The organism is Exiguobacterium sp. s138 (genome assembly GCF_018618775.1).
GTDB classification, from domain to species: domain Bacteria; phylum Bacillota; class Bacilli; order Exiguobacteriales; family Exiguobacteriaceae; genus Exiguobacterium_A; species Exiguobacterium_A artemiae.
Map to the genome: position 1 here is coordinate 87,731 of NZ_JACSMW010000001.1, position 22,525 is coordinate 110,255.

Below are 22,525 nucleotides of genomic sequence, written 5' to 3' on the forward strand. Positions count from 1 at the left end.
TTAGTATACCCGTAGCAAAGGGCGTCGAGCCAGAATGGAGGTGGAATTTACGGTAGTGAACTACTCACCACTTATTTGCTTCGCAAATTGAAGGGGGAGCTTCTTGGGAAGACCGTACTTTTAAGAGCTACGATTATTTGCCAAGCTCATCGGGTGGTTCCCACCCTGAAGGGTTTTCAGTCTGCTAACAGCAACAAGTTGATACTTGCATTGATATCTCGATCATGATGCGCACCGCAAGTACATGTCCACTCGCGCACATCCAACGTTTTCTTCTCACCTTTTACTCCACAAGAAGAACAGATTTGGGTCGAGGCGTACCATTGATCCGCCTTGATAAGTGTTCGTCCGTAGAATGCGCATTTGTATTCTAACTGTCGGACGAACCCATACCAACTGACATCTCCAATCGATTTGGCGATCTTATGGTTCTTCATCATGTTCTTCGATTTAAGTGTCTCGACGACGATGACTTGGTTATCGTCAACCATCCGTTTCGAAAGCTTATGAAGAAAATCTTGACGTTGATGTGCAATCTTTTCATGTTTCTTGGCGAGGATGTTCCTCGCCTTCTCTCGGTTCTTACTCCCTATCTTCTTGCGGGCCAAAGCGCGTTGCGCCTTCTTTATCTGCTCTTCGGACTTTCGAAGAAAACGAGGATTGTCAACTTTCTCAGAAACACGTTCATCATTTGTCAGGATGGCGAAGTGCTCCAAACCAAGGTCGATTCCTACTTTATTTTGGGCTGGAACCCATTGCTCTTCGGCTTGATCGACAAGGATGGAGATGAAGAATTTCCGCGTCTTCGTCATCGAGACCGTCGCGGACTTGATCACACCATCAAACGGACGATGTTGTTTCAACTTCACAAAACCGATTTTAGGAAGTTTCACCTTACGATCTTCGATGCGGATGCTTCCCTTCAGATTGTTTGTTGTGTAAGAGGCTCGGTCGTTGTGCTTCGATTTGAATTTCGGAAACCCGACAGACTGATCTCGAAAAAAGTTTTGATACGCCTGGTTTAAGTCCATCTGAGCGTTCGCAAGAGAAAGACTGTCGACTTCTTTGAGGAAGGGGAATTCGGGCTTGTACTTCGCCGGGGTTGGGAGCTTCTGCTTCGCGTCAGGATTGAGCTTCGAATCTTCATACAATCGGATCCGCTCTTCGAGCATCTTATTGTAGACGAAACGGACACAACCGAACGTCTTCACGAAATATTCTTGTTGGGATTTCGTCGGATAGAGTCGAAACTTGTACGCCTTCAGCAAAGCAATCACTCCTTTCCTTGTTTTTCGATATAGTGTCTGATGACGTCGCTTGTCGCACCTCCGGTCGTCACTAGACAGTAACTTCGAGACCAAAACATTTCTTTCCATAGTTGTTTCTTGATATGCGGAAAGTCTCGTTTGATCAGTCGGCTGCTTGCACTCTTGTAAGCGTTCAGAAACTTTGACATCTCCGTGTTTGGGTGTGCTTTGAAGAGCACATGGATATGATCGCCGTCATGATTCCACTCGTTCAGCGTGATGTGATACGATGCACCGATTCGTTCGAACGTCTGTCTCGCGAAGTCCGAGATGGCGTCATCGATCACTTTGCGTCTGTATTTCACTACTAGGACAAGGTGATAATTCAGAAGAAAGACTGAATGTTTATTTGTGTCCATTTTCATTGATATATCAGTCCTTTTGGTTAGTCACACTGATTGTATCAAACGATTCTAGTCTTGCCAAGACGGGCGATTCATCTCCCACCTACGCTTGGCTTCGTCCCGGTACGCTTAGAGGTGGGAGAATTCTCGCTAAATTTAGTTAAAAAAAAACAGACCGGATGAACCGGTCTGCTAATCGATCTGGTGATTTTTCTGTTTTTTCTTTTTGATGAAGGAAAATAACAAAAAGGCGATGTAGAGAGGAACGGCGACGAACCAGAAAGTCGACCACTCGTTGCTGCGGGCAATCATGACGTAGGTTACGTACAGCAATGTAAAAGTGATGACAAATGTATGTCGCGGTACCGGAATATCCTTGAAACTCGGAATTTTGACTCGGCTTACCATTAAGAAGGCGAGAGCCGTAAAGACGAGCGGCACCATTAAATCATTCATACGGCCGCTGAACAGGGTGACGACGGCTAAGATACCTCCGGCTGCTGTAATCGGCACGCCGGAAAAATAGGCGGAAGCTACATTAGTGGCCGACAGATTGAAACGGGCCAGGCGGAATGCACCAAACAGAGGGAACAACGCCGCAATCAGCAAACCAATTTCTCCAAAATCATAAAAATAAGTGTAATAGGCCATCATGGCTGGAGCGACACCGAAGGTCACGACATCAGCGAGTGAGTCCAGTTCTTTTCCGAAATCACCAGCGACACCAAGCATACGGGCGATCCGACCATCCAAACTGTCGAGCATCATCGCGATGACGATCAGTAAGGTCGCATTTTGAAAATCTCCCCGCGCCGCCATGACGATGGCAAGAAAACCACAGTATAAATTTCCGAACGTAAAGAGGTTCGGAATAGAGTTACGCACACGTTCTTTCCACAAAATGATTCCTCCTGCCACTTCTTCGATACTATCCATCATATCATAAACAACTGATAGATATCAGCGGTTCATGAAGACAATCCCGTTCGTGAAGCGGAGAAAATCATCAGGAGCGAGTTTGACCTGCAGACCGCGTTTGCCAGCCGAAATGATGATGAATTCTTGATTCAGAGCCGAATCCGATAAAAGGACCGGGAAAGGTTTTTTCGCACCAATCGGGGCGACACCTCCTCGGATGTACCCCGTCAGTTGCTTTAAATCTTTCATTGGCACCAAATGTGTTTTCTTGGCAGACACCGCCCGGGCGACTGCTTTTAAACTGACTTCCTCTTCGCCGGAAATGACAGCAAACACATATTGATGGGCGTCTGTTTCTAAAACTAATGTTTTAAAAATAGACGAAAGCGGGTAATTAATCTTTCTAGCGACATTTTGAGCGGATAAATCCTGTTCATCAACAGGATAGGAAAGCAAGTCGAACGGGATGTCAGACTGCTTTAGAAGTCTCGCGACGTTCGTTGTGGTCATGTTGTTCTCCTTTGACGACAGCATATTGAGCCCACTTCCGACTGTTCCAACGTTTTAAGGCAAAGATACCGCGGAACCACTCGTCGGCAGAGAAGGCAATCCAGATACCGAGTAAACCGAGTCCATATTGCAAGCCGAGTGTATAACTGAGCACAACAGCGATTCCCCACATCGAGAGAATACCGATTGCGACAGGGAAACGGACGTCCCCGGCTGATTTTAGTGTTCCCATCAGAACGATATTCATGGCACGGCCCGGTTCAAGAATGACACTCGCCCATAACAACGGAATACCGATGGCGATGATTTCCGGACTTGATGTGAACATAGACAGAATGGATGTTCCGACAGATGCCAGTGCAACAGCAGAGGCAAAACTGGCAAAAACAGCGATTTTCAGCGTTTTTACAGCACGTGCATGTGCTGCTTCGAATTGCTGAGCCCCGACTTGGCGGGCGACTAATAATTGTGTCCCTTGTGCGATGGCTAATGTGAATAAGAAACAAAGCATTGTGATGTTTGAGACATAAACGCGTGCAGAGAGAGCAGACTCTCCGATGGTTGCGATGAAACCGGTAATGATCAGTTGAGAAAACTGATACGATACACCTTCTCCGGCAGAAGGGATTCCGATGTTCATGATACTTTTAATATCGCGTCGATTGATTTGTACCAAATCTTTTAACTTAAATCGTAAAGAAAGTTTCCGGTAAACAACGAAAAAGAGTAAAGCGACGGCGACAGACCGGGCAATGACGATCGACCAAGCGACTCCGGCGACTCCAAGGACAGGAATACCGAATAATCCGAGGACGGCAATGACATTACCAAAGGCACTGACGAAGTTCATCAGTAACGTGACGTACATAGCATTTTTTGTAAAACCGTGACTGCGTAAGATGGCACCGAGTGTAAGAGAGATGGCTTCCAAGAATAAGAAGAGACCAACAATCTTTAAGAACGTTTCGCCATATACGAGTGTTTCTCCTTCTAAAGAGAAGAATCCGAGTAATTGTTTTCCGAACAAGGCAACAAGAACGGAAATGATTAAACCGATATATAAATTGATGGAAAAAGCAGATCGTGCGGTCTGGCGGGCATCCTGAACTCGTTTCGCCCCTAAGTATTGACCAATGATGATGGTTGCTCCAACGGATGTGATGTTAAACAGGATGATGAAAATGTTCAGCACCTGATTGGAAACACCGACAGCGGCAGCTGCACTGTCAGAATAATAACTGAGAATCAATGTAGCGATGATCCCGAGGCTCATATGAAGCGCGATTTCAATGAATAGCGGCCATGTAATTTGGAATAATGATTGTTGTTTAACTGTTTTCATAAATTTAATTCCCCTTTAAGTCCTTAAAACGTATTGTCTTTCTGTATCTTTTGGAAACTATACGCCTTCGATTTTCATAATGAAAGAGCAAAAGGTAAGCTTTCATAAAAAAAGAGAGTATTTAAAAGGATTTTCATAAAACATCACGAATACATCATAATGAATGGATGTTCATTTTTGAAATGGAGGGGAATGGAATGAAAACTGAAATCACTTATGCTGTTGAAGAGCAGGTTGCGACCATCACGTTATCACGTCCGGAACGGCTGAATGCGCTCACATCAACACTTTTAACCGAACTAGCGGAGTCGATCGAAGAGGCGAATCAAGATGATACTATTCGGGTCATCGTTTTGACGGGGGCCGGGCGCGGATTTTGTGCGGGCCAGGATTTAAAAACCGTACAACCCGGTATGGACCACGGGGACTACTTAAAACAATATTACCATCCTGTCATTCGGGCATTGGCAACGACGAAAAAGCCGACCATCGCTGCCATTAATGGAGTGGCTGCAGGGGCGGGACTCTCTCTTACATTAGCCTGTGATTTCCGGATCGTACGCGATGATGCGAAATTATCACTTGGCTTCATCAATATCGGACTGGTTCCGGATGCCGGTGCTCCGTACTTCTTACCCCGGTTGATCGGGTCAGCTAAAGCACTCGAGCTTGCCTTATTAGGTGAAACAATTACCGCGCAACAAGCCTACGACTATCATTTAGTGACAAAAAGTGTGGACGCCGGACAGTACGAACAGGAAGTAGCTTCTTTTGCTAAACTTCTTGCCAGCCGACCGACGAAAGTCATCGGATATATCAAACAGTTGCAATCAGCAAGTTCCGAATCGACACTCGAGGATATGCTGGCTCAGGAAATTATTTATCAATCCCGTGCCGGAAAGACAGAAGATCACCAGCAAGCGGTTCAAGCATTTCTAGAAAAAAAAGCGCCCGTTTTCAGCGGTCGCTGATGACAGAGTGAACGACTAATAGGACTTTCCGGAAATCTGCCGGAAGGTCCTATTATGATTCACTTGATTTTTTGTTTGATCTTTTGAGCAGTCGCATGAGTACGATCCGTCAGGCCGGTTGAGATTCGAAATAGCATGATTCCAAGAAAAGCGGAAACAAAAATATACAATCCGGTCAATGTGACAAAAGCTCCGCTCGCAAGCGTGATGAATAAAATAGAGAATTCTCCGCGTGGTCCTAAACAGAATCCGGACTCAATCGCATGGTAGTTGGAAAGACCAAACGCTCGTCCCCCTAAAAAACCGACCAGGAATTTAGAAAGAAGTCCCCAAACGACGAGGGCAACGAAAAACCAATCCAAGGGGAGCCCTTCCGTCAATTCAAACGACATGCCGAACGAGATGAAAAACAAGGGTAAAAGTAAATCTTGGAAAGGCGTTACCAGTCTTTTTAAATAACGTGTCTCTTTAATTTCCGTTAATAAAATCCCGACGATAAACGCACCCAGGACTTCGGATAAACCAAACATGATCCCGATTCCTGAAAAAGTCAAAATTAAGCCGATGATTCCGATGCCGGCATCCGGGTGACGGTAAAGAGAATCGACGACTCTCGATTTTTGACGGATGAAGACCGTTAAAAAAATCAGAGCACTGAATAAGAAAATAAATCCAAGAAAAATCGTTCCGACTTTTACGAAGGTGAACTCTTGTGTTCCGAGAACAAAGGGGGCACTTGTTAATAAGAGAGGCGCCGCTAAATCTTCGAAGATAAGTAACGAGAGAACAAACCGATTCACGTCTTTGTGTTTATCCGGTTCGCGGTCGAGCAGGCGGGCCGAAATCGACGAACTTGTTGCATACAGAACACAGCCAATTAAAAATGCCTCGGGTACCGAAAATCCGAAGGTCAAAGTCAAGAGGAAGGTACCGCCAAACGATAACAGAAGATCAATCAGTCCCGCTTTCCAGATGTTGCGAAACTGGATTAATAAATCAGCGACCGAAAACTTCAGACCGAGCAGGAAAAACAAGACGATGATGCCTGCTTCTCCACCGAGTTTTAATTCTTCCGGCAAATCATAATAAAGACCAAGTATGATTCCGATCAGGATAAAGGCAAGAATGCTCGGGAGGTGAAACCGTTCGCTGAAATAACTGACGACGAACAAGCCGATCAGAATCAATCCCGCATAAAGAAATATTTCCATGAGAGAGTTTTCCCTCCTTTCTTTTTCCTTTACCCTAAATCAAACACCTTAACGGGTTTGTCACAGAAATGAAAAAAGACAGACTTTTGCTGAGGGGCAAAAAGTCTGTCTGAAAATCAAATCACTTGAATGATAGTTCCTGTATACGGAGCGAGCGTCACTTCTAATGAAGGAAGTGGTGTGTTCGAAAAGAGATCCATTCCTTGGCCGGACTGAGGAGCAGGGATTGTCGCCTGATGATTCGAGTTATTGAAATAGACGTAATACGTCCCATCCTGACTCATACGACGCATGACGATGGTATTGGTTTCATCGTCGGCATGGACGAATGAAATCTGTCCGTGATTGGCAAGTGTCCTGTGCTGCTTTCGTAACTGAAGCAGATGTTTCGTGTACATCAACAGATTCAAATCCTGCTCTTCCGGATTCCACGGCATACATTTCCGGCAACCCGGATCCTGATCACCGTCGAGTCCGATTTCATCTCCGTAATAGATAACCGGACTTCCGGAGAAGGTCAGCATGGATAACAGCAGCAGACGCATCTTGTTTTTGTCGTTTCCGGCACGGGTCAAGGCACGCGGCGTATCGTGTGAACCGATTAAGTTAAACGATACTTCGTTGACGTTGACCGTGTTTGAGAATAAGACATGCGACATGTCATTGGCATAGGTGGAAGCAGATGTCTTATCGAGTGCAAAGAAATTAAGTGCAGCATTCGTGAACGGATAGTTCATAACGGCATCAAATTGGTCACCGAGCAACCATTCCTGTGAATCGTGCCAAATTTCACCGAGAATATACGTCTCCGGATCCGCTTCCTTGACGACAGAACGGAAGTCACGCCAGAAGGCATGATCGACTTCGTTGGCAACATCAAGCCGCCAGCCGTCGATCCCGAATTCTTCGACCCAGTAACGGGCGACATGAAGTAAGTATGCTTTTACTTCCGGATTTTCCGTATTGAACTTCGGCATTTCCGGAACAAACGCAAACGTGTCATAGTTCGGCATCGGCTCGGTTACGAGAGGGAAGTTCCGGAGGTGGAACCAATCCCGGTAAGAAGAATTGCTGCCGTGTTCCCGAATGTCGGCGAATGCTTTATGGTGGAAACCGGCATGATTAAAGACGGCATCCAGCATGATGCGAATTCCATTTGCATGCAGTAAATCAACCATTTCCTTAAACTTTTCTTTAGTTCCGAACTGCGGATCAATTTCCAAATAATCAATCGTGTCGTATTTATGATTGGACTTGGCTTCGAAAATTGGACAGAAGTAAATGCCTGTGATGCCGAGATCCACTAAGTAATCGATTTTATCAATGACGCCTTGAAAATCACCGCCGAACAGATTTGTCGTTGTAGGTGCCGTACTATTCCATGGAAGGGTACCGGCCGGATCATTCGTCGAATCTCCGTTGGCAAAGCGGTCGGGGAAGATTTGATACCATACTGTATCCTTCACCCAGTCCGGAGCATGGAACACATCCACTTTGTTTAAAAAAGGAACACAGAAGTAGTATCCGGTATCATCTAGCGGCTTTTCATCAAACCAGCCACGTTCGGTAAAGACTTGACTCGAATGTCCGTCGTGAAGCCGGAATCCGTAACGAAGTCGGCGGAAAGGAGGAACGACATCGATGAACCAATAATCGAATAACTCATCTGACCCGCTCCGTTTCATAGGGGTTTCGAAAGTATTCCAATAGTTTGATTTGGACGGATCAAAGTTCCAATCGGCATCATCCGGGTTTTCGGTATGCCAGTCGTACGGATCTCCCCAAATAAGATCAACATGATCGACGTCATTTTTTTTCGTCTGCAGTCGAACATGAATGGTTTTGTCATCATACTTATAGACGAACGGTGACATCGCGCGGTGGAAAACAGCTTCTTTCAGCATTTTGGTCACTCCCTATGTGCAATCGCTTGCATTCTAATATAATTGTCCTCGACCTAAGAATAGTGAAGCGCTTTCTTAAAGTCAATTGGAATTCCAGAAAAAAACAAGAGGAGACAGGGAATCCTCCTATATTAGCGCAATCGATTGCACTTAGTTGTGCAAATCAGATAAATGTAAACGTTTTCTTTTTAAAATCATTTAACTAATGCGCCCGAACGATTTTTAAGAATACTTTTCGAAAATCTTTTTTGAATGTAAGGAAATATTTAAAGAAAAGGACTTGTCAAAAGGATTTTAGATTGTATAATAAAAATGTAAAGGTGATGCAAACGTTTTCATAAAACGCTTACAACCGCTCGGTTGTTATCATGAGAAAATGGTTGTGCCTTTATGCAAACGTTGTGCATCAGAACTTATCATTCGTACGTTAACTTGGGGAGGAATTTTCGAACATGGAAATCAAAAAATTAGTAGCAGGTCTTTCAGTATCTGTCATGGCAATCGGTGCTCTTGCAGCATGTGGCGGCGGAACAGATTCAGGTTCTTCTGATACAAGTTCAGAAGGCGGTAAAAAACCAACGAAAATCGTTATCTGGGAAGATACAGAAAAAGCGGAAACAACTAAAGCCGCTGCTAAAGCATTTGAGGAAAAAGAAGGCGTCAAAGTTGAAGTCAAAGAAGTTAAAATGACAGATCAACAAAAGAAAGTCGCTCTTGACGGTCCTGCAGGAAAAGGTCCGGATATCATTCTTCTTCCACATGACCAAATCGGAACAGTTGTTGACCAAGGGTTGATTGCTGAACTCAAAGACGGTGAAAAAGCACTCGAACCTTTCATCGATACAGCTAAATCAGCTGTTACGTTCGACGGTAAAGTTTACGGTTATCCTAAAGCAGTTGAAACACCAATCCTTCTTTTCAACAAAGATGAGTTAAAAGAAGCACCGGCTTCAATGGATGACCTGTACAAAATCTCAACAGAGCAGAAAAAAGACGGTAAATACGGTTTCCTCGCACTATGGGATAACTTCTACTTCGCACACGGTCCAATCGGTGGATACGGTGGATACGTCTTTAAAGATAACGGTGGAAAACTTGATCCTGCTGACATCGGTCTCAACAACAAAGGTGCAGTTGAAGGAATGGATTACATCGGTAAATGGTATAAAGAGGGGCTCTTCCCGAAAGGTTTGATCGGCGGTGGCGGTGGTCAAGCAATGGACCAATTGTTCGGCGACAAGAAAGCAGTCGCAGTCATGAACGGACCATGGGCAGTCGCAAGCTATAAAGAAAAAGGGATTAACTTAGGTGCTTCAGCACTTCCGAAGCTTCCAAACGGTGAAGCAATCAAAACATTCGTAGGCGTGAAGACGTATGCTGTTTCAGCTTACTCGGAAAACCAAGAATGGGCAGAAAAATTCCTCAAATCGTTAACGGGTGAAGAAAACGCGAAAGCGATGTTTGAGAAATACAACGAGATCCCACCGGTCACTTCGCTTCAAGAAGATGCAACGATCAAAGACAACGAAGTGGCAGCAGCCGTCTTCGCACAGTCTAAAGACGGTGTACCAATGCCGAACATCGCTGAAATGGGTCAAGTTTGGGACCCAATGGCAGCAGCACTTCAACTTGTTGCAACAAACAAACAAGATGCACAAAAATCAGCTGATGACGCTGTGAAACAAATCAAGCAACAAATCGAAGCAAACAATCAATAATCAACTGAATGACTGACACAGAATTAAAGAAAGGGGGATCTTGGATTCCCCCTTATCTTTATGGTTGGAAGAGAAGCCTGAGGTCAGACATGACCTTTGGAAAGGAGAACAGACGATGGCGGCCATTGCGACACCACAACCCACGAAAACACCAAAGCCAAAAACGAATCACCGGACGATTGCAGCAGCGATATCGATCGTTCCAGGGATGGGACAACTGTACAACAAACAATTTTTAAAGGGTGCGACATTTTTTATCGTCGTCCTATCGTATTTTTTAGTTAACTTCGAACTGTTTTTTAAAGGTGCTGGGAACGGTCCCGGAGATCGCGGAGCGATCTGGGGATTGATTACACTCGGTGAGGTAGCAGGCGTAAGGGGGGATCACTCGATCTTCTTGATGGTCGAGGGAATCATTGCATTGATTCTGCTTGTGTTTGGTATCTCCATTTACGTTTGGAACTTTATCGATGCGTATCGAATCGGTAAGCTCCGTGACTTGGAATTAGAAGTTCCTTCTTTGAAAATGCAGTTGCGGAACTTCCGAGATAACGGATTCCCGTACGCGATGCTGATTCCATCGTTGGTTCTCCTTGTCTTTACGGTCGTCTTACCTTTGATTTTCACGTTTTTGATTGCCTTTACGAACTATAAGTTCAATAATTCGCCACCGGCGAAACTCGTCGACTGGATCGGGATTCAAAACTTCCTGAACATCTTTACGGTCGACATCTTCCGCGACACGTTCGTCAGCGTACTCGGATGGACACTCGTTTGGACGGTCGCTTCGACAACAGGTGTCATCGCAATCGGGATCGGTCTTGCGGTCTTGTTGAATCAAAAAGGGTTAAAAGGAAAACGGTTCTTCCGTTCAATTTTGATTTTATCTTGGGCTGTACCGGCATTTATCACAATCCTCATCTTCCGCTCCATGTTCAATGAGACGTTTGGTGTCTTTAATACGACACTGCTACCGGCGATCGGACTTGACAGCGGGCTCGAGTGGATGACAGATCCGACTTATACGAAGCTTGCTTTAATCGGTATTCAGTGGTGGCTCGGTTTCCCGTATATCATGACATTGACGACAGGGATTCTGCAGTCGATTCCAGAAGATTTGTATGAAGCGGCAACGATTGACGGTGCGACGTCAGGTGAAAAATTCCGCCTGATTACATTACCGATGATCTTGTTTGCAACAGCACCGATCTTGATTACGCAATATACGTTCAACTTCAATAACTTCAACATCATCTATCTCTTTAACAACGGGGGACCGGCTGTTCCGGGTCAATCGGCCGGTGGAACAGACATCCTGATCTCCTGGATTTACAAACTGTCACTTGGTTCGAATCCGCAGTACGGATTTGCTGCCGCGATTACGCTGGTGCTGTCGTTCTTCATCATGACGATTGCCGTCATTCAGTTTAAACGTTCAAAATCATTCAAAGATGAGGATATGATCTAATGAGAAAACAAAACCGAATCAATATGGCGTTGTCATACCTCATTTTGACGATCGCCTCGATAATTATCGTGTATCCGCTCCTTTGGGTTGTCGGCACATCGCTCAACCCGGGGAAAAGCATCACTTCGGACATCTTCCCGAGTAATCCGACATTGATCCATTACTTTGATTTATTTGATGCGACACAAACGGATTATGGCATGTGGTATCTGAATACGATCAAAATCGCTGTCATTACGATGGTCGTTTCCGTCGCACTGATTACGTTGACGGGTTACATCTTTTCACGTTACCGGTTCGTCGGACGTAAGAATTCACTGATCTTGTTCCTCGTCTTGCAGATGGTTCCGCAATTTGTTGCCATTATCGCAATTTACGTTCTGTTGAACATGTTGCAATTGTTTGATACGCATTTGGCATTGATTCTTCTGTATGCAGGGGGAGCGATTCCAATGAACACGTATCTTGCAAAAGGATATTTTGATACAATACCAAAAGAACTGGATGAAGCGGCGCGGATGGATGGGGCAGGACATCTTCGGATTTTCTGGCAGATCATTCTTCCACTTGCAAAACCAATGGTAGCGGTTATCGCTTTGTTCAACTTCATGGCACCGTTCAACGATTTCATCCTGGCGTCACTTGTTCTCCGCTCACCGGAGAAACAGACACTCGCTGTTGGACTGTACAACATGGTTTCAGAGCAATTCGATAATAACTTCACATTGTTTGCGGCAGGTGCCGTATTATCAGCAGTACCAATCGTTCTTCTGTTCTTCGCATTCCAGCGTTTCTTCGTATCTGGACTGACGGCAGGCGGAACGAAAGGTTAATCAATCAAGGGGGAATCAGCGGCATGAGACGAGGCGTGATGCTTCTCCTCTTGCCGCTTCTCTTGTCTATCGGAATATTTCCACAGACAAGCGAAGCTGCAGGATGGGAAAAGGAACGAATGTACTTCATCATGGTCGACCGGTTTGAAAACGGTGACAAAAGTAATGACTTAGAGGCAAATCCCGATGATCCAAAAGCGTTTCAAGGCGGGGACTTAGCAGGTGTCACAAAGCGTCTGGATTATATCAAGGATCAAGGATTTACATCAATCTGGCTGACACCGATTTTTAAGAACCGGCCAAACGGCTATCACGGATATTGGACGGATGATTATTATGAAATCGATCCGCATTTCGGAACAAAAGAAGAATTTAAAACGTTAGTCAAAGAGGCACACAAACGTGATCTGAAAGTGGTGCTCGATTTAGTCGTCAATCACCTCGGACCGAACCATCCACTCGTAAAAGAAAAACCGGACTGGTTCCATAAAGAACAGACCATCATGAACTGGAACAATCAGGCGGAAGTCGAGAACAATTGGCTGTTTGATTTACCGGATTTCAATACGGAAAATAAAGAGGTCGTCAAGTATTTAGTTGACGTTGCGAACTACTGGGTGGATGAGACCGGAATCGACGGCTACCGACTCGATACGGTCCGTCATGTTCCGCCGGCTTTTTGGAAAACATTCATCCCGGCCGTCAAAAAAGAGCATCCGGATCTCTTTTTATTAGGCGAAGTATTTGACGGTGATCCGCGTAAGATTGCGATCTATTCGAAACTGGGATTTGACTCTGTGACGAACTTCCCGTTTTACTACGGAATCAAGGATCAGTTTGCCCGGAAAAATGGTTCGGCGGAAGAATTAGATTCGGTTTATAATCGAGATACTACGTTTAATCCGAAAGCGATGTCCTTAGCGAACTTTATTGATAATCATGATTTAAAACGCTTTATTACGGAAGCGAAAATCGGTGGAGCCGCGGATGAGGAACGACAATTGCGTTTAGCGTTATTCGCTTTATATGCAGCACCCGGCATGCCGATTGTCTACCAGGGAACAGAAGTCGCGATGCCCGGTGGAGAAGATCCGGGAAACCGAATGATGATGGAATTCGATAAAAACGATAAGATGCAGGAATATGTGCAGACATTAAACAAGATGCGCAAGAACTATCCTGCTTTTGAGACTGGGAAACAGCGGTTGGTGGCTAAAACGGACCATATGGCGGTCTTCGAACGAAAAGTCAAAGATCAGTCTGTCCTATATGCCATCAATTTAGGGGAAAAGAAAACGACATTGCGCGTGAAAGCATCAGAAATCGGTGACGATCAACGTCTGCGGGGGCTATTGTTCTCTGACGTCGTACGTCAAGACGGAGATGCCTATGAAGTAACGCTTGATGCGGGCAGTGCCAATGGATATGTCGTGGAACATTCGCAGGTCAACTGGATGTCGCTCGTTGCGATCGGCTCAATCGCTCCGATCCTTGCCTTAATCATTTTATTCGTCCATCGACGACGGATCAATCGGACAAAGGAAACACACTAAAATACATTTGTAGGGAAATGATGAGGTGAAAGGGATGCAAGTAACAATCAAGGATGTCGCAAGAGAAGCGAACGTTGCACCGTCTACGGTCTCACGTGTAATTGCCAACAGTCCGCGCATCAGTCAAAAAACAAAAGAACGTGTCCGTCAGGCGATGGAGGAACTCGGCTACTATCCGAACGTCCATGCCCGGAGTCTTGCCAATCGAACGACTCAGGCCATCGGTCTTGTCATGCCCAGTGCAGCAACAAAAACACTGCAAAATCCATTTTTCTCGGAAGTAATTCGCGGAATCAGCACAAAAGCACATCAAAACGGTTATTCGTTGTATATGACGACAGGGGTTTCGGAAGAAGAAGTCTACGAAGGTGTCGTCTCGATGGTTCAGGGTCGTCGGGTCGACGGTGTCGTGGTCTTGTATTCCCGAACAGATGATAAGGTCGTTCAGTTTTTACAGGATTCAAAGTTTCCGTTCGTCGTTGTCGGGAAACCATTCAGTGACTCCTCACATGTCACTTATGTCGATACCGACAACTATCTTGCGGGGCGCGAAGTCACGAAATATTTACATCAACTTGGACATGAGTGCATCGCGTTTGTCGGGGGATCCCAGGATTTAGCCGTCACTCAGGAACGGGTCGGTGGATACAAGACAGCTTTGATGGAGGAAGGTCTTCCGATCAACGAATCATATATCGTCAGTGCACCGTTCATGACGACCGGAGGAGCAGACGCCGTCAAACGATTGATGTCGCTTGAGCACCCGCCGACGGCTGTCGTCGTCAGTGATGATATGATGGCGCTTGGTGTCATGAGTACGTTAAATGAGATGGAAATCAGCGTACCCGATCAGATGGCTGTCGTCAGTTTCAACAATCTGTTCATCGCAGAATTTTCCAGTCCGCCGTTGACCTCCGTTGAAATTAACATCTTCGGTTTAGGATTTGAAGCAACAAACTGTCTAATCGAACAAATGAACGAAGAGGCGACACCTTATGGAAAACGTGTCATCGTTCCTCATTATCTAGTTGTTCGTCAATCTTGCGGCGGCACGGCAAAATAAAATGAATGTTATTCAAGAAAACACCACTTGTCCGTTCGCGGCAGGTGGTGTTTTCTTGTGTGGAAAAGGACAAGAAAGCTCTCCGTGATCCAAAAAGACAGGACGAATGGAAAAAGATTTTTATTTTCGTGCAAACGATTGCATTAACGATGATTATGTGTAGAATAAAGAATGTAGAGAAAATTAAAACGCTTACAAAAAGATGCCTAAGCATCGATGTGATTAAGAATAAGGGAGCGACTAATCATGAAACGATTGTTTGATATCAATGAATGGAAAATTACGGAGCAGGGTTTTCATCCGGAAGACAACCGGCTTGCTGAATCGATGACAGCGATCGGAAACGGTCATATGGGAATGCGCGGAAATTTTGAAGAAGACTACTCGGGAGACACGCATCAAGGGATGTACGTCGCGGGCGTCTACTACCCGGATAAAACACGGGTCGGCTGGTGGAAAAACGGCTATCCGGAATATTTCGCCAAAGTCTTGAATGCCGTCAACATCATGGGACTTCGTGTTTCGATCAATGGCAAGAATGTCGATTTAAACGAGTGGGAAGTCGTCGATTTTAAACGGGAACTCGACATGCAACACGGTGTTCTGACACGGACGATGCTGATCCGAAACGGAATCGAGGAAACGAAAATTGAGTCGAAACGCTTCTTCTCGATCGTTGATAAGGAATTAGCTGCACTTCGTTACACGGTCACACCGGTCAACTTTGATGCGGAAGTCGTCATAGAATCCTATCTCGACGCCGACGTCGAAAACGAAGATTCTAACTATGACGAGAAATTCTGGCTTCCGGTCGAGCACGGCGTGGAAGAACGGTTTGCTTACGTCACGTCAAAAACGAAGAAGTTGGACTGGCATGTCACGGCGGCGATGATTACCGATGTCGAAGGTGCGAGATGCGAAGTGCTTGAAAGTACATTACAATATGTCGCCAATCGTTTCACGAAACAGGTACCGGCCGGCGAAGCAGTGACGGCTGAAAAGTTAGTGGCCCTCGTCACGAATCGTGATTATGAGATTGAAGACTTGCTGGCACAGGCGATGAAACGCGTGAATGACGCTTTTGAGAGCGGATTTGACAATGTGCTTGCAGCACATGAAGCGGCCTGGTTGAAGCATTGGGAAGAAGCGGACGTGAAGATTGAAGGGGATATCGAAGCCCAACAGGGAATTCGTTTTAACATTTTCCATATGTTCCAGACGTACACAGGCGAAGATTCCCGCCTGAACATTGGGCCAAAAGGATTTACGGGAGAAAAATACGGTGGGGCGACTTACTGGGATACAGAAGCATATTGCCTGAACTTCTATCTTGCGACATCGAAGCCGGAGGTTGCCTGGAATTTGTTGAAGTACCGTCATAACCAACTCCCACAAGCAAAAGAAAATGCGGATAAAAATGTCGGAATGAAGGGTGCTTTATATCCGATGGTGACGATGAACGGGGAAGAGTGCCACAATGAGTGGGAAATTACGCATGAAGAAATTCACCGGAACGGTGCGATTGCCCATGCGATTTATAACTATACGAACTACACAGGAGATACCTCTTACCTCGGACAATACGGCTTTGAAGTGCTCGTTGAAATCGCACGTTACTGGGCGAGTCGCGTCAACTATGTCCCGCATAAAGATGTTTATATGATTCTTGGTGTCACTGGACCAAATGAATACGAAAATAACGTCAATAACAACTGGTATACGAACTTAATGGCTGCCTGGTGTCTCGAGTATGCGCAGACCGTCTATCGTCACCTGGAGCAGGAAGAACCGGCACGCCTCGAAGAATTGATGCATCAATTGGCTCTCACGGAAGAAGAATTAGCTCACTGGGCCGAGATTGATCAGAAAATGTATTATCCGAAAGACGATTCTGTTCCGGATGTATTCATGCAGCAAGACGGTTTCATGGATAAGGAACAGATTATGGTCGCGGATCTTGATCCAAAACACCTACCATTAAACCAAAATTGGTCGTGGGACCGTGTTCTGCGTTCTGTCTTCATCAAACAGGCTGATGTTCTGCAAGGACTCTATTTCCTGACGGATCGTTTCTCGATCGAAGAGAAGAAGAAAAACTTTGATTTTTATGAGCCGCGGACGGTCCATGAATCATCACTTTCACCTTGTATCTATTCGATCATTGCGGCTGAAGTCGGTTATGAAGAAAAAGCGATGGAACTCTATCAACGTTCGGCACGGCTCGATCTTGATAACTATAACAACGATACGGAAGATGGTCTCCACATCACGTCGATGGTCGGATCCTGGATGTCAATCGTTCACGGATTTGCCGGACTGCGTGTCGAGCAGGGGACATTGTCCTTCAAGCCGATGTTGCCAAAGGGCTGGACGAGTTATTCGTTCCGGATGCAATGGCGTGGACATCACATTCTCGTTCAGGTCAAGCAGAACGAAGTGTGCATTGAACAAAACGTAGGTGAAGCCTTTACGTTACAGCTTCACGGTGAACCGGTTGAAGTCCCGGCAGAAGGTGCGGTTACCATTCCAGCTTCGATGACTGTTTAAGAAAACCCGAAAAAAGACGGATTTTTACCGGATATAAAACAAAAGGGGGCGGATGTCAAATCTGCCCCTTTTTTTCATCTGAGGAAGAATGTGTTCAACTTCTGAAAATGAGAGCGTTACCAAAAAAAGAAATGTAATTCTTTCATCATCTTGACTATCCGGACACATTTGTTATGTGCTAAAGTGTTCCAAGATAGTTTACGAATGAGAGGAGAACAAGGTGTGACAGCGGTTGTAAAGGAAAGTATGCTAAAAGTGATTGTCGCCTCGATTGGCGGGTTCGTCATCGCAGTAGCGATGAACTGGTTCTTGATTCCAAGTGGTGTTTACTCGACAGGATTTACTGGACTTGCCCAGATTTTAACGCAGGTGTTACAAGGGACGGCGTTTGCTTTCGGGGAAAACGTCTGGTTTTTAGTCTTGAATCTGCCATTGATTGTTTTAGCATGGATCATGCTCGGACGCAGTTTTACCATCATTACATTGATATCGGTTTTGGCGACAACGATTTTTATCGGACTTATTCCTCAGTATGCTGTTATTCCGGGTGATCAAACGCTCAATGCCGTATTTGGTGGGGTCTTACTGGCAATCGGAACCGGAATTACGATTAAATTCGGGGCATCTACGGGTGGTTTTGATATCGTGGCATTGATTTTTGCCCGTTTCTCCGACCGGAGCGTGGGATTATACCTGTTTGTATTGAACTTTTTGATTGCAATCCTTGCAGGAGCATTGTTTGGTTGGTCGACGGCACTTTATACGATTGTCTTCATTTATGTCACGTCGAAAGTCGTCGATGAAATTCATACAAGCAATCAACGGTTGACGATTTTCATCATTACGAATCATGCCGACGATATCACGACGGCACTTCATCAACACATCATTCGCGGAATTACTCAGATGCCGGCCATCGGGACGTACTCACGGGCTGAGAAGTCGACGCTGATGATGGTCATCGAACGGCATGAGTTGCGCGATATTGAACGGATTTGCCGCGATGCGGACGAAACGGTGTTCATCAACGTCGTCGCGACAGACTCTGTCGTCGGTTACTTCCGTAAAGGGTAAGGTGAAACAACAAAGCCGGCTTTTCTGTCTGATGGACAGAGAAGCCGGCTTTGTTCATGAGATTAAATCAGGCCGAGCACATGTTTCAGGTAATAAGCGATTCCGTCTTCCTGGTTCGATTTCGTCGTACCGTTGGCAACCAGTTTCAGTGCTCCGATGGCGTTGCTCATCGCGACACCATGCCCGACGTACTCGAGCATTTCCAAGTCGTTTTCTTCATCTCCGAAAGCAATGATCTGTTTTTGTTCGATTCCGAGATGACGTGAAATTTGGTGTAAGCCGATTGCTTTACTCGTCCCTTTTCGCATGACCTCGACCATATATTCCGGTTTGACCCATTGACGGTTCAAGACCGTTTCCGCATGAATGCTTGAAAGTTCGGACCGAATGTCCTGGACATGTTCACCTTTCGCATGAATCAGGAGCGATGTCGGTTCGTGTTGCAGAACCTTTCGTAAATCGCCGGTCGTTACGGATAAAGCATGATCTGTATAGAATTCATAAATTCCGACCGGATCATTTTGGAAGTAAACATGATCGGTCACCTCACACACGATATTTTGTGTTTTCGAGTCCGATACCGACTCCAGGATGTGCTGGACGGTTTTCAGCGGAATCGGATGATGGCTGACTTCAAAATGTGGATCATGCGGATGGTGAACCAGTCCGCCGTTAAAATTGACGATCGGTGTCGTCAATCCGAGTTCATCGTAATAGCGTTTCGCGTGCCGGAAAGGACGTCCGGTGGCGATGACGACTTCGTGGCCGTTCTCGCGTGCCGTTCTCAATGCGTGTAAGTTGGCCTGACTGATGGTTTTGTCGTCGCGTAATAATGTGCCGTCCAAATCGATGGCGATCAGATGACGTTGCATGGGATACTCACTCCACTCTGGATTCATTACGCTTACTGTAGCATAATCCATCGAAAAATATCTAAAATTGTCTGCTTTTTGAATTCGGGAAAGCGTTTAAAAAAATCGGAGAAAAGCTGTCCGTTCCCTTAAAAAATGATATACTACGAAACGTAGGACATTAAAAAGTAAGTTAAGAAATGGAGGGGGAAGAATGCGTTTTCTCGTTACATTCTTCTGGTCGTTCTTACTCGTGAACACAGCCGTGTTCATCGTATCAGCGGTCGATGCAGTCACGTATAACTTCGGATTCGCGACAGCTATGTCAGTCGTGACTTCACTTGTCGTCTTCGCACTTGATGCAGTCAATGAAGATCTTGGTCTTGGTCAAGGGACAAAGGCAGAATAAGGTAAAAGCGAGATATCGTCATTTGGACGATAGGCTCGCTTTTTATGATTTGGGAGGCAAGTGATGATAATACTTAAAAATGTGACAGTAGCCGGTGAAGCGACGGATGTACTGATTGGTGCGGGGAAGATTCTTGCCATCGGTTCCTATACGGTGGATGAACGGCTGATTACTCAGACGATTGACGGGACGGGGAAACAACTGATCCCGGGTCTGCTCGATGGACACGTCCATCCAATCGGCGGGGGCGGGGAAGGTGGTTTTGCAACACGGACACCTCCGCTTTCGGCCGCTGATTTTCTCGAAGCAGGTGTCACGACCGTCGTCGGATTGCTTGGAACAGATGGCTGGACACGAACAGGAATCGATTTGCTCGCACACTTGCGGGGCTATACGAGCCAAGGAATCCGTTCTTTTCTCTTGTCAGGCAGTTACGCCGTCCCGCCGGTTTCGATTACGCCGTCGATTGCTGAAGATATTCTGTTGATTAACGAAGTCATCGGAATTGGTGAGATTGCGATCAATGATCATCGTTCCACCCAACCGACGGTCCATGAGTTGTCACGTCTTGCTTCGCAAGCACGGATTGCCGGTCTCTTAAAAGGAGTGCGGGGAACGATGAATGTCCATATCGGCGACGGGAAACGCGCCCTTGCTCTGCTCGAAGAAGTAGTCGAAATGACGGATATTCCGATTACCCAATTTTTGCCAACGCACATCAACCGTAGTGAACGGATTTTTGAAGCCGGCTTACGTTGGGCGAAACAAGGCGGGCGTATTGATTTTACGACCTGTACGACGGAAGCATTCATTAAAGAAGGGGAAATTCCAGCAGGACAGGCGCTTCACCGTGCTCTTGCTGCCGGTATTCCTTTGACCCGGATTACGATGTCCAGTGACGCCGGTGCAAGCCTGCCTGCCTTTGACGAGAGCGGGAAACTGCTTCGTCTTGAAACCGGAAAACCGACCTCGATGTTGGATGCGGTCCGTGAAGCAGTGAAGCATGGCGTGCATTTCAAGGACGCGATTCAGACGGTCACGTCAAACGTCGCCGAGGCCTATGGTATTTCCGGAGGGAACATCCAACCAGGTGAACGTGCCGATCTGTTACTGATTGATGACGCTTTGCAAATCGATACGATTCTTGCAGAGGGGCATGCTATAATGATTCAGAAAAAATGGCTGTTGCCAAAATGACGGAGGGATACTGTGTCAAAGAAATCTAACCGTGTGAAATCAACCAAAAAACCGCAATCGAAAGCTAATTGGATTACGGCTGGTGTGATTGCGCTGATCGTCTTAATCGGGGCGACGATGTTACTGTTTACGGATCGAGAGGATACCGCCTCTAAAAACGGAAACCTAACTGCGAGTCAAGTGTCGGATAAGCTGAAGTCCGGTGATGAATTTTATACGTATTTTTATCAGACAGGATGCGTACACTGTGAAAAAGTAAAACCGTACTTAGTACCACTCGGTGAAAAACAGGATATTCCATTTGAACAGATTGACTTAGCTGTCGAACAGTCGGCTTGGGACACGTTTGGAATCGAAGGCACACCGACTGTCGTTCATTTCAAAGATGGAAAAGAAGTCAGCCGCGTATCCGGAGAGCAGACAGAAGACGCGTATAAAGAATTTTTCGCAGGGAAAGCCGTGAAAAATTCCGAGGAAGAGTCGTCAGGTGATTTAAATGATTAAAAAATGGTTCTTTACACAACTGTTTGAACTGAACGGTCATCCGGCCGTCGCAAAACAATTGCGGCGTTTTGCGATGAGTCCGGTCAGCCGTCCGCTGATTCGACCGTTTGTTAAAATGTATGACTTACAGATGCAGGAGGCGGATCAGCCGCTTGAGTCGTATAAGACGCTGCATGATTTGTTTGTCCGGAATTTAAAGGAAACCGTTCGTCCGATTGACCAGTCGGAGCAAGCTGTCGTCAGTCCGTGTGACGGCGTCTTATCGGTTGTCGAGGATTTGACGGAAGACAGTCATTTTACCGTCAAAGGGCAGACGTATTCGGTATCTGAGTTGCTCGGTTCGCACCATGAAGCCGATCACTACATCGGAGGAAAGGTATTGATTTTTTACCTCAGTCCACAGAACTATCACCGGGTGCATGTACCAATCGACGGAACCGTTCGGACGAGCTATACACTCGGCCGTGATTCGGCACCGGTCAATGATCTCGGACTTGAATACGGAAAACGGCCGCTGACGCGAAACTATCGCCGGGTCACCCGCATCACACACGGGAAACACGCACTGGAGCATGTCATGGTCGGTGCTTTGAACGTCAACACCATCGTTCAGACGAATCCAGACCGGGAAGTCAGACGCGGTGACGAGTTCGGCTATTTCTCATTTGGTTCAACAGTCGTTTTGATTTGCCCGAAAGATGCGATGACGTTAGAACCGAACATAAAAGGTCCTGTTTTAATGGGACAACGCATCGGTTATTGGAATTCATGAATGAAGACGCTCCCGTCACGAAGGGAGCG

20 protein-coding genes are annotated in these 22,525 nt (G+C 46.0%); 12 read left to right on the forward strand and 8 right to left on the reverse strand.

Features of this window, described 5'->3' with window-relative positions; all coding sequences use genetic code 11:
- Positions 1-176: 176 nt before the first annotated feature.
- The 5 genes from tnpB to KNP91_RS00510 form a co-directional block, all read right to left on the reverse strand.
- Complete coding sequence (tnpB, locus tag KNP91_RS00490; RefSeq protein ID WP_214848153.1) at positions 177-1,268, reverse strand: IS200/IS605 family element RNA-guided endonuclease TnpB; 1,092 nt, start codon at positions 1,266-1,268, stop codon at positions 177-179.
- 5 nt (positions 1,269-1,273) lie between these two features.
- Entirely contained in the window at positions 1,274-1,672 is a 399-nt protein-coding gene (tnpA, locus tag KNP91_RS00495) for an IS200/IS605 family transposase (RefSeq protein ID WP_012369648.1), read from the reverse strand.
- Between the two features lie 171 nt (positions 1,673-1,843).
- Complete coding sequence (pssA, locus tag KNP91_RS00500) at positions 1,844-2,590, reverse strand: CDP-diacylglycerol--serine O-phosphatidyltransferase (RefSeq protein ID WP_012369649.1); 747 nt, start codon at positions 2,588-2,590, stop codon at positions 1,844-1,846.
- Between the two features lie 21 nt (positions 2,591-2,611).
- On the reverse strand, positions 2,612-3,079 hold the full coding sequence (ybaK, locus tag KNP91_RS00505; RefSeq protein WP_214765600.1) for a Cys-tRNA(Pro) deacylase: 468 nt from the start codon (positions 3,077-3,079) through the stop codon (positions 2,612-2,614).
- A complete protein-coding gene (locus KNP91_RS00510) occupies positions 3,039-4,421 on the reverse strand; it encodes an MATE family efflux transporter (protein ID WP_214765597.1) in 1,383 nt (460 codons plus the stop codon). The genes ybaK and KNP91_RS00510 overlap by 41 nt, the downstream gene beginning before the upstream one ends.
- A gap of 197 nt (positions 4,422-4,618) precedes the next feature.
- Here KNP91_RS00510 and KNP91_RS00515 point away from each other — a divergent pair, with 197 nt between their 5' ends.
- The gene (locus tag KNP91_RS00515; protein ID WP_214848157.1) at positions 4,619-5,392 is read left to right on the forward strand and encodes an enoyl-CoA hydratase/isomerase family protein; all 774 of its coding nucleotides are present in this window, start codon (positions 4,619-4,621) and stop codon (positions 5,390-5,392) included.
- A 59-nt stretch (positions 5,393-5,451) separates the two neighbouring features.
- Here the strand turns inward: KNP91_RS00515 and KNP91_RS00520 are convergent, their stop codons facing one another.
- Positions 5,452-6,603 carry a cation:proton antiporter gene (locus KNP91_RS00520; protein WP_214765591.1) on the reverse strand — a complete coding sequence of 384 codons (1,152 nt, stop codon included), beginning with the start codon at positions 6,601-6,603 and terminating at the stop codon, positions 5,452-5,454.
- 116 nt (positions 6,604-6,719) lie between these two features.
- Complete coding sequence (locus KNP91_RS00525) at positions 6,720-8,507, reverse strand: glycoside hydrolase family 13 protein (RefSeq protein WP_214765589.1); 1,788 nt, start codon at positions 8,505-8,507, stop codon at positions 6,720-6,722.
- A 458-nt stretch (positions 8,508-8,965) separates the two neighbouring features.
- Here KNP91_RS00525 and KNP91_RS00530 point away from each other — a divergent pair, with 458 nt between their 5' ends.
- The 7 genes from KNP91_RS00530 to KNP91_RS00560 all read left to right on the forward strand — a co-directional run bounded on the left by KNP91_RS00530 (position 8,966) and on the right by KNP91_RS00560 (position 18,763).
- Complete coding sequence (locus KNP91_RS00530) at positions 8,966-10,225, forward strand: extracellular solute-binding protein (protein WP_261966309.1); 1,260 nt, start codon at positions 8,966-8,968, stop codon at positions 10,223-10,225.
- 115 nt (positions 10,226-10,340) lie between these two features.
- Positions 10,341-11,693, forward strand: coding sequence for a carbohydrate ABC transporter permease (locus tag KNP91_RS00535; RefSeq protein ID WP_214765583.1), 1,353 nt, complete (start codon positions 10,341-10,343; stop codon positions 11,691-11,693).
- Positions 11,693-12,526 (forward strand): sugar ABC transporter permease, encoded by an 834-nt coding sequence (locus KNP91_RS00540; RefSeq protein ID WP_012369657.1) that lies wholly within the window; start codon positions 11,693-11,695, stop codon positions 12,524-12,526. The genes KNP91_RS00535 and KNP91_RS00540 overlap by 1 nt, the downstream gene beginning before the upstream one ends.
- Before the next feature lie 23 nt (positions 12,527-12,549).
- Positions 12,550-14,079, forward strand: a complete 1,530-nt coding sequence (locus tag KNP91_RS00545; RefSeq protein WP_012369658.1) for an alpha-amylase family glycosyl hydrolase — start codon at positions 12,550-12,552, stop codon at positions 14,077-14,079.
- A 34-nt stretch (positions 14,080-14,113) separates the two neighbouring features.
- Complete coding sequence (locus KNP91_RS00550; RefSeq protein WP_012369659.1) at positions 14,114-15,142, forward strand: LacI family DNA-binding transcriptional regulator; 1,029 nt, start codon at positions 14,114-14,116, stop codon at positions 15,140-15,142.
- 246 nt (positions 15,143-15,388) lie between these two features.
- On the forward strand, positions 15,389-17,689 hold the full coding sequence (locus KNP91_RS00555) for a glycoside hydrolase family 65 protein (protein WP_214848160.1): 2,301 nt from the start codon (positions 15,389-15,391) through the stop codon (positions 17,687-17,689).
- A gap of 222 nt (positions 17,690-17,911) precedes the next feature.
- Positions 17,912-18,763, forward strand: a complete 852-nt coding sequence (locus KNP91_RS00560; RefSeq protein WP_012369661.1) for a YitT family protein — start codon at positions 17,912-17,914, stop codon at positions 18,761-18,763.
- A gap of 62 nt (positions 18,764-18,825) precedes the next feature.
- Here the strand turns inward: KNP91_RS00560 and KNP91_RS00565 are convergent, their stop codons facing one another.
- Entirely contained in the window at positions 18,826-19,635 is an 810-nt protein-coding gene (locus tag KNP91_RS00565; RefSeq protein WP_214765573.1) for a Cof-type HAD-IIB family hydrolase, read from the reverse strand.
- Positions 19,636-19,828: 193 nt separating this feature from the next.
- Here KNP91_RS00565 and KNP91_RS00570 point away from each other — a divergent pair, with 193 nt between their 5' ends.
- The 4 genes from KNP91_RS00570 to KNP91_RS00585 all read left to right on the forward strand — a co-directional run bounded on the left by KNP91_RS00570 (position 19,829) and on the right by KNP91_RS00585 (position 22,496).
- Positions 19,829-20,023 carry a YjzD family protein gene (locus KNP91_RS00570; RefSeq protein ID WP_012369663.1) on the forward strand — a complete coding sequence of 65 codons (195 nt, stop codon included), beginning with the start codon at positions 19,829-19,831 and terminating at the stop codon, positions 20,021-20,023.
- A gap of 63 nt (positions 20,024-20,086) precedes the next feature.
- Positions 20,087-21,220 (forward strand): beta-aspartyl-peptidase, encoded by a 1,134-nt coding sequence (gene iadA / locus KNP91_RS00575; RefSeq protein ID WP_214848163.1) that lies wholly within the window; start codon positions 20,087-20,089, stop codon positions 21,218-21,220.
- 12 nt (positions 21,221-21,232) lie between these two features.
- Positions 21,233-21,724, forward strand: coding sequence for a thioredoxin family protein (locus KNP91_RS00580; RefSeq protein WP_012369665.1), 492 nt, complete (start codon positions 21,233-21,235; stop codon positions 21,722-21,724).
- Entirely contained in the window at positions 21,717-22,496 is a 780-nt protein-coding gene (locus KNP91_RS00585; RefSeq protein WP_214765567.1) for a phosphatidylserine decarboxylase, read from the forward strand. Before KNP91_RS00580 ends, KNP91_RS00585 begins: the two co-directional genes overlap by 8 nt.
- Positions 22,497-22,525: the final 29 nt, after the last annotated feature.

Excerpts from the sequence above, each read along its gene's own strand:
- KNP91_RS00545 (WP_012369658.1), top strand. The coding sequence starts at position 12,550 with ATGAGACGAGGCGTGATGCTTCTCCTCTTGCCGCTTCTCTTGTCTATC.
- tnpA (WP_012369648.1), bottom strand. The coding sequence starts at position 1,672 with ATGAAAATGGACACAAATAAACATTCAGTCTTTCTTCTGAATTATCAC.
- KNP91_RS00515 (WP_214848157.1), top strand. The coding sequence starts at position 4,619 with ATGAAAACTGAAATCACTTATGCTGTTGAAGAGCAGGTTGCGACCATC.
- KNP91_RS00565 (WP_214765573.1), bottom strand. The coding sequence starts at position 19,635 with ATGCAACGTCATCTGATCGCCATCGATTTGGACGGCACATTATTACGC.
- KNP91_RS00520 (WP_214765591.1), bottom strand. The coding sequence starts at position 6,603 with ATGGAAATATTTCTTTATGCGGGATTGATTCTGATCGGCTTGTTCGTC.
- iadA (WP_214848163.1), top strand. The coding sequence starts at position 20,087 with ATGATAATACTTAAAAATGTGACAGTAGCCGGTGAAGCGACGGATGTA.
- KNP91_RS00510 (WP_214765597.1), bottom strand. The coding sequence starts at position 4,421 with ATGAAAACAGTTAAACAACAATCATTATTCCAAATTACATGGCCGCTA.
- KNP91_RS00550 (WP_012369659.1), top strand. The coding sequence starts at position 14,114 with ATGCAAGTAACAATCAAGGATGTCGCAAGAGAAGCGAACGTTGCACCG.
- pssA (WP_012369649.1), bottom strand. The coding sequence starts at position 2,590 with ATGATGGATAGTATCGAAGAAGTGGCAGGAGGAATCATTTTGTGGAAA.
- KNP91_RS00555 (WP_214848160.1), top strand. The coding sequence starts at position 15,389 with ATGAAACGATTGTTTGATATCAATGAATGGAAAATTACGGAGCAGGGT.
- ybaK (WP_214765600.1), bottom strand. The coding sequence starts at position 3,079 with ATGACCACAACGAACGTCGCGAGACTTCTAAAGCAGTCTGACATCCCG.
- KNP91_RS00535 (WP_214765583.1), top strand. The coding sequence starts at position 10,341 with ATGGCGGCCATTGCGACACCACAACCCACGAAAACACCAAAGCCAAAA.
- KNP91_RS00585 (WP_214765567.1), top strand. The coding sequence starts at position 21,717 with ATGATTAAAAAATGGTTCTTTACACAACTGTTTGAACTGAACGGTCAT.
- KNP91_RS00540 (WP_012369657.1), top strand. The coding sequence starts at position 11,693 with ATGAGAAAACAAAACCGAATCAATATGGCGTTGTCATACCTCATTTTG.
- KNP91_RS00570 (WP_012369663.1), top strand. The coding sequence starts at position 19,829 with ATGCGTTTTCTCGTTACATTCTTCTGGTCGTTCTTACTCGTGAACACA.
- KNP91_RS00525 (WP_214765589.1), bottom strand. The coding sequence starts at position 8,507 with ATGCTGAAAGAAGCTGTTTTCCACCGCGCGATGTCACCGTTCGTCTAT.